Genomic DNA, 7,573 nt, shown 5'->3' with positions numbered 1-7,573 from the left:
CAAAACGGCCAGGCAACCCCGATGGCCATGGGATAAGCCTGGCCCTCCCGCTTCAAGGTCAAGCCCTCCGGGTTTCGCCAAAAACTTTTTTATCTCATTAATCTTCTGAAAGACGAGGAGATGTTTCGACGCGCTTCGGGCTGGGCCCGTCGCGTGCTCACCATGACAGGTTTTGGGGGGACACAGAGTTTGGCACAGTCTCCGCACCCTAACATTCAGGTGTGACACGACAGTAGTGCTGTGTCAACCCTCATTTTGATGGTTGCTCTGCAATCACCCTCCCACGAAGCCTGTCATGGTGAGCGCAGTTCTGCCCCCTGTGGCTCCGACCACTGTCGGCACCGTCTGCGTTTCTGGCGTACACCACGGCCCCCCCTTCGGTATTGCTGTCGCGTGGGAAACGCAGGAGCCTTCATTTGCTGAGCCAACGGGGGACCGTTGGCTCCAGTCTATTCCCCCTCAGTCGCTGGTGCGACGGCTTCCCTCTTTAGGGCTTCCCTCTTTAGGGGAGCGATTGGGGGACTGCTGCTTTACCTCACACCTCAACGTCATCCTGACCCACGACGACCGTCGGGGGGAAGGGGATTCGAGATTACTCGCGCTCCTGGATACGCTCCTCCGCCATCTGCACGGCTTCGTACGCGTTCACAATGCTCCCTGTGGATGAAAGCGTGCCAAAGCGCACCTGGGTCGCCTCGCCCTGCTGATCGGTGCTCGGCCGCGTAACCTCCTGGTCGGCATACGACACCGCCGACTCTACAATGATCTCGCGCACCTCCTGGGCTGAAAGCTCGGGGTAGTACGCCATCAGCAGCGCGGCTACGCCCGACACCATCGGCGCGGCCATGCTCGTCCCGCTATTGAAGCGGTATTCGTTGCCGGTGTTGCTGGAGTAGATGTCTACGCCCGGCGCAAACACATCGACGCGCTCCTCCCCGTAGTTTGAGAAGGGCGCTACCAGCTCCTCCTCAACGTTCCACCCCGACGCGCCGACCTCAATCCAGTGCGTAGCACGTCCGCCGTCGGTGTAATGCGCGGTGGGGAAGTTGTCTTCGGTATCAATGTCGAGGGCGCTGTTGCCTGCAGCGTGCACCATGAGCACGCCCAGCGAATCCGCGTAGCGCACCGCATCGTCAACCACTTCTTTCTGAGGCGAGTAGCCCTTGCCGAAGCTCATGTTGATGATGTCGGCCCCGTTATCGGCTGCGTAGCGGATGGCGTTGGCTACGTCTTTGTCGCGCTCGTCACCATCAGGCACAGCACGTACCGGCATCAGGCGCACAGCGGGCGCTACACCGTCAATGCGGAGCGTGGTGTCGCGCTCAGCGCCGATGATGCCTGCTACATGGGTCCCGTGTCCCGGATCGGGGCCGTGCACATCGGAGTTGCCGTAGCCCTGCTCGGTGAGGTCGCTGTACGTATCCCCCACAATAGACCGTGGCTCAAAGTCGGGGTTGTAGCCGTACTCGACTTGCCCGCTTACCTGGTCGTAAAACTGCTCGATATCGCTGGGCGTCAGGTCCTGGTTGTAGAAGAACGTGAGGATGTCGTAGGCCTGCTGGAAGCGCGGATCGTCGCGGTCTTGCAAGCCCGCGACATCGGCCGGAGTTACCTCCTCGACGTCGAGCTCGCTACGCAAGAAACGCAATATATTCTGCACGGTGTTGTGCGCCTCGCTCACGTTAGCCAGTTGCTGCTTGGCCTCATCGCGCTCCTCCTCAAAATCGTTGCGCAGCGTGTAGAAATAGTCGAGCGAATCGCGTCCGGCAGACGACAGGTCGGTTGTGTCGGTCTCAGCCACCCAGGTGCGGTAGGTGCGGTAGAGCCGGGTTACCTCGTAGGTGTCCTGGTCTACGTTTTCGCCATCGGGGTTGCCCAGAAAGCTCCACCCGTAGGCATCGTCGACGTATCCATTTTCATCGTCATCAACATCGTTTTCGGGCGTTTCGTCGTCGTTCGTCCAGTGCTGCGAGGCCAGCTCGTCGTGCTCAATGTCAACGCCGGAGTCGATGATGGCAACGGTTACCGTTTGCTGGGGCGCACGATCGGCCAGGAGGGTGGTGTGCACACGGTGCGTGCTGAGTCCGGGGTGGCCGTCGGCCTCGGCATCCATATGAAACCAGGCATGGGGCGGACGCTCCGGCGTAACGGCAAAGGTGTCGGGTTCAGGCACAGGCACCTCTAAACGCGGTGGGGGCGCTACGTCGGCATCGGATTCGGACGTTGAGGCATCGGGGTCGGATGGGGCGGTGCTTGCGCATCCCCCCAACGCGACAACAAACAATAGCAGGACGACGGGGCGCCAGAAACGAGCGGACATGGGCAACGGGTAGCACGTGGGTAAAGCGTCGATTGGATGAGTGTTTACCCGCTACAGGACCGGGTGATTCAGCGCTTGAACACCTGTACAGATGCAGCGTGAAATAAAATTGTACGCTTAATACACATTTCGGACGCGTCGGTGGCGAGCAGCACATGCTACACTTTGTGGCCATACTGCGCTACGCCTCTTCGGGCCCTACGTCCGCTCAACCTCCTTACATACTGTTTTTTCCTATGGATACGTACGACATCGTTATCATTGGCGGGGGCATTGTCGGATTAGCCACGGCCTACCAGCTCCAACAGACGCACCCGGGCGTGCGGTGCGCCATTCTGGAGAAGGAGAATGCCGTGGCCACGCACCAGACCGGACGCAACTCGGGCGTCATCCACTCGGGCATTTTCTACACGCCGGGCTCGCTCAAAGCCGAAAACTGCCGCGAAGGCCGCAAGCAGCTTGTCGATTTCTGTGAGCAACACGAAGTGGATTACGATGTTTGTGGTAAGGTGATTGTGGCGGCTACCGAAGCGGAGGTGCCTGAACTGATGCGCATCCGCGAGAAGGGACGGCAGAACCAGATCGCCTGTACGCGCATCGGGCCGGAGCGGCTCCGCGAGCTGGAACCTCACACGCGCGGCGTGGCGGCGCTGCATGTGCCCAGCTCGGGCATCGTGGATTACATTGGGATGGCGCAGGCCCTCGCGCAGTCGGTGGACGACCACGGCTACGATGTCTACACCGGTGCAGCGGTACAGGCGCTCGACGTAACGTCGGACGGCGTGGTCTGTCATACCACAGCAGGCTCGGTGCGCGGGCGGCTTGTCGTTAACTGCGCCGGACTCTACGCCGACAAGATTGCGCAGATGAGCGGGCAAGATCCGCAGGCGCAGATTGTGCCATTTCGAGGAGAGTACTACGAACTCGTGCCCGAACGACAGCACCTGTGCAACAACCTGATCTACCCGGTGCCCAACCCCGACTTCCCGTTCCTGGGCGTGCACTTTACGCGGATGATTGAAGGCCACGTGGAGTGCGGGCCGAGTGCGGTGCTGGCCTTTGCCCGCGAGGGCTACACCTTTGCGGATGTGAACTGGACCGAGCTGTGGGAGACGCTCACGTATCCCGGCTTTATGAAGCTAAGCGCCAAACACTGGCGCAAGGGATTGTACGAGATGGTGCAGTCGCTCAGCAAAGAAACGTACGTGCGGGCCGCGCAGCATCTCATCCCCGACGTGACATCTGACGACTTCGTGCCCTCGCCGTCGGGCGTGCGCGCTCAGGCGGTGCGCCGCGACGGCACGCTGGTCGACGACTTTCTGATCCGTGCCACCGACCGCGTAGTGAACGTCATTAACGCAGCTTCGCCTGCCGCTACCGCCTCGCTTCAGATCGGAAATCATATCATGGACTCGTATCTTACACCGCGCATCGAACGCGTGGGTCTGCAGCAGACGGCATAGCGACCTGCTTATATCGTTGATAATGGGGTCGCATCAGTGCGCATGTGGCGCCACTTCAGCATCAGGCACCGGTTCGTGCACCTGGGTGTAGACGAGCCCCACGCCCGTGAGGGCCAGGAGCGCACCCATGGCGAAGGGCATCACAAACCCGTACTGCACGAGGATGCCCGCGGTGATCTGCCCAAACGAGATGCCGAGCCCAAACGCTACGGTCAGCACCGAGAGCCTGGAGGCCACCTCGCCCTCCTTCGCCAGATCGCCTGCCAGCGCCAGCGCCGGTGCAAAAATCAGCGCCCCGCTGATGCCCTGCAGGAGCCGCGCCCCGATCATCTGTGCGGGTGTTGTTACCAGTCCCTGCGCCAGTGTGGTGGGAGCCAGCGCCGCCAGCCCAATCAGGATGAACGTGCGGCGTCCGTACGTATCGCTGGCCCGCCCCACGAGCGGCTGCACCACCGCCAGCGCGCCGATGAATGTGGCAAACTGGATGGCAAAGAGCACCGGCCCCTGATTGAGGCGGGCGTTCACCTCCGGCTCAATTGACGACATGAGCGCGATGCAGCCGGTCATCATGAACGTAGCCAGACCAAGCGAAAAGACGGGGTCGAGCGCCTGGCCCTCGCCGCGCACCGGAATCGCAAAGGAGCGGTGGGTCGGTTTCGTGGTTTCGGGATCCTCGACCATAGCCACCACCAGCACGGTGCTCACCAGCGCTGCCGCTGCTGCAATGTAGAAGCACGCCGTAAAGCCGTCGAGCGCAATGCCGCCCGGCAGCGTATACGGCCCATGCTCCAGAACGAGCCCCGCCAAGAGCGGCCCGCCTCCAAATCCCACCAGCCGAAAGGAGTTGTAGACGCCCATGTTCTGCCCGCGTCCGCCACCGATGCTCAGCTCGCTGACCAGCGCCACGCTCGCGGTAATCGTAAACGCCGCCGCAAAGCCCTGCACCGCCCGAATCAGGAAGAGCGCCGGGTATGACGACGCCAGTGAGAACGAGAAGTTGGCGATGCAGAAAATGCCCAGCCCAGCAAGCACAAACGCACGTCGGCGTCCCAGGCGATCCGAGAAGTGCCCCGCCAGCGGCTGCGTGAGGCTGCTTACGATGCCGAAGAGCGCCAGCACCACGCCCGACACGACCGACGAGGGCAGCCCCAGCGCGCCTCCGCTCACCGACTCGCTGGCCACGTATAGCGGCAACACGATGATGAGAAACGAGTTGCCCAGCGCATCCGCCATGCGCGCTATCCCCAGGGCAATGACACCACGATGGATGCCAAACAGTGATTCCGACGGTGCGGATGCAGCCACGCGGGGAATGCGTCTATGCGACAAATTGACCATCCGCCTCTACGGCTGCTCTCCTCTGTAGATGCAGCAGCGGTGTTACAGCACGGTTTGGACTGCATATTTTGTGTGTTTGGATCAGGGAATTAGGACGTGTTGTGCTATAGTGCCGTGTCACAGGTCATTCTGTGGGTTAAACCAAGATGGATACGCGTGCTGTGCCGTCCCCAAAAGTTCCTGCTAAACACCAAGGAGATGGTTCGACTGCGCTCACCATGACACGCTTCGTGGGGGCTGGTTGCAGAGCAACTATCAAAATGAGGGTTGATACAGCACTACGGCGACTCGAAATCAGATCCGCGAGTAACACCGTAATGGATGCGACGTACCAGACCAAAACAAGGAGAGCCGTATCTCTCCACCGACAATTTCCGGTACAACGCGCTGTTTTCTGCTACCCATCGCTTCCGGCGTATGCCTGATGCTCCCCACGCCCTTGACACCGCGCTCCGCATCCTGGTGGTGGACGATGAGCCGCGTATCCGCACGGCCCTACAGCACTGCCTGGAGCGTGACGGCCACGCGCTGACGTCTGTAGCCAGTGCCGAGGCGGCGCGCAAGGCGATGCACGAAGGGGCCTACCATGTCGTTTTTCTGGATCTGCGGCTGGGTGCGGAATCGGGATTGGATCTGATCCCGGAACTGCTCGACATGCATGCCGATGTGAGCATCATTGTGATCACAGCGCACGCCTCCATTGACACCGCTGTAGAGGCGATGCGGCGCGGCGCCTCCGACTATCTGCCCAAGCCGTTTACGCCCGAGCAGGTGCGTCTGGCGCTGCGTAAGGCGGTGGATCTGCAGGCGCTGCATCATCGGGTGGCACTGCTGGAATCGGACCTGGAGCGCTCGGCTCCATCACGCCTTACCAGCAGTGAGAGTCCGGCCATGCAGGCTGTGCTCGACGAGGCGCGCCAGATTGCCGACAGCGAGGCTACGGTGCTCATTCAGGGCGAAAGCGGGACCGGCAAAGGCGTGCTGGCCCGCGCCATTCATGCGTGGAGTCCGCGCGCCGACGAGCCGTTTGGCGTGATACACAGTCCCTCGCTCTCGCGGGAGCTGTTTGAGAGCGAACTGTTCGGTCACGTCAAGGGCGCCTTCACCGGCGCCACGCAGTCCAAGCCGGGCCGGATTACGCAATCGGATGGTGGCACGCTGTTTCTTGACGAGATCGCCGAGCTTCCGCTGAGCCTGCAGCCGAAGCTGCTCCGGTTTGTGCAGCACCAGGCCTACGAGCGCGTAGGGGATCCGGAAACCCTGCACGCCGATGTACGGCTGATTACGGCGACCAATGCCAACTTAAAGGCGGAGGTTGAAGCCGGCACCTTCCGCCAGGATCTGTACTACCGTCTCAATGTGGTGCCGCTTACGGTGCCCCCGCTGCGCGAGCGCCCCGCCGACATCATCCCGCTGGCCCAGCGCTTTCTCCGCTTCTACGCAAACAAATACAACCAGTCTATCGAGGCCCTGTCGGAGCCGGTAGAGCAGGCTCTGCAGGGGCATGCGTGGCCGGGAAACGTGCGCGAGCTTGAGAATGCCATTGAGCGCGCCGTCATTCTCTGTCGGGGTCACACGCTTAGCATCGCTCACCTTCCATTTGCTGATGATGAGGGCGCAAGCGTCTCCAAGCCGACCGGGCTACGCACGCTTGCCGAGGTCGAGGCCAATCACATTCAGCATGCCATTCAACAGACTGACACGCTGCAAGAGGCTGCACGGGTGCTCGACATCGACCCCGCGACCCTCTACCGCAAGCGCAAAGCGTATGGGCTGGATGCGTAGCAGCGCCGCACGAAACGTGATACTCAATTCGAAAAAAGAACCTGTACTGTGTCCGACGGTCCCCCGTCGGGCGTTGCAAGCAGGATGCTCCCGCGTCTCCACAAAAAGAAGCCCCCACGCATCTCCACAGGGGAGCGCGTGAGGGCCGTAGATTAGCTTTTTTTGTAAGTGATACGATGCATAACGGGATGGGCCCGTGTAGCCGCTATCGTCATGGGGAGCGCAGTGAAGCATCTCAGGTCACGCGGACGGAGCCCCTGCTTCGAGGACGCGCGATGCGGTGCTCCGGTGCGGGGCGCGATTTCAAGCGTGCGAGGTCAGCGTTGAGATCCTTCCCCCCGACCGTCGTCGGGCGTCAGGATGACCGGCGGATGAGGCCTTCAGTACTCACTAATACCAAATGCGATAGTTCAATGTACATGTTTTGAGGGGGCACCCTGAACTTCAGTACCGGGCCCAAGTGACAGCGGTCCTGTGCCTTCTCGTGAAGTGCGCTTATGTCCTGGATCCTGGATCTCCGTTCGCAAGCTCACTGCGTCCAGGATGACACCTGAGTGGGGCATTGCGTATAACACAACGTTCAGCACTACGTACCAATGTGTCATCCCGGACAAGGTGCCCCTGGCACCGCTGATCCGGGATCCATCCTTCGGGAAGGCGGCTCCAT

Annotated in this window: 4 protein-coding genes; 2 read left to right on the top strand and 2 right to left on the bottom strand. The window is 61.2% G+C overall.

Annotated features, from left to right (window positions below; all coding sequences use genetic code 11):
* Positions 1–592 precede the first annotated feature (592 nt).
* Positions 593–2,320 carry a S8 family peptidase gene (locus R6U20_RS01735; RefSeq protein WP_410336149.1) on the bottom strand — a complete coding sequence of 576 codons (1,728 nt, stop codon included), beginning with the start codon at positions 2,318–2,320 and terminating at the stop codon, positions 593–595.
* A 236-nt stretch (positions 2,321–2,556) separates the two neighbouring features.
* On the opposite strand from R6U20_RS01735, the gene lhgO reads away from it, so the two are divergent.
* A complete protein-coding gene (lhgO, locus tag R6U20_RS01730; protein ID WP_410336148.1) occupies positions 2,557–3,783 on the top strand; it encodes an L-2-hydroxyglutarate oxidase in 1,227 nt (408 codons plus the stop codon).
* Positions 3,784–3,816: 33 nt separating this feature from the next.
* Here the strand turns inward: lhgO and R6U20_RS01725 are convergent, their stop codons facing one another.
* Complete coding sequence (locus R6U20_RS01725; RefSeq protein ID WP_410336147.1) at positions 3,817–5,088, bottom strand: MFS transporter; 1,272 nt, start codon at positions 5,086–5,088, stop codon at positions 3,817–3,819.
* 450 nt (positions 5,089–5,538) lie between these two features.
* Here R6U20_RS01725 and R6U20_RS01720 point away from each other — a divergent pair, with 450 nt between their 5' ends.
* The gene (locus R6U20_RS01720; RefSeq protein ID WP_410336146.1) at positions 5,539–6,906 is read left to right on the top strand and encodes a sigma-54-dependent transcriptional regulator; all 1,368 of its coding nucleotides are present in this window, start codon (positions 5,539–5,541) and stop codon (positions 6,904–6,906) included.
* Positions 6,907–7,573: the final 667 nt, after the last annotated feature.

Origin of the sequence: Longimonas sp. (genome assembly GCF_046498435.1) — a bacterium.
Classification (GTDB): Bacteria; Bacteroidota; Rhodothermia; order Rhodothermales; family Salinibacteraceae; genus Longimonas.
Note: the sequence above shows the minus strand (reverse complement) of the source record. Positions and strands in the feature narration are given on the sequence as shown.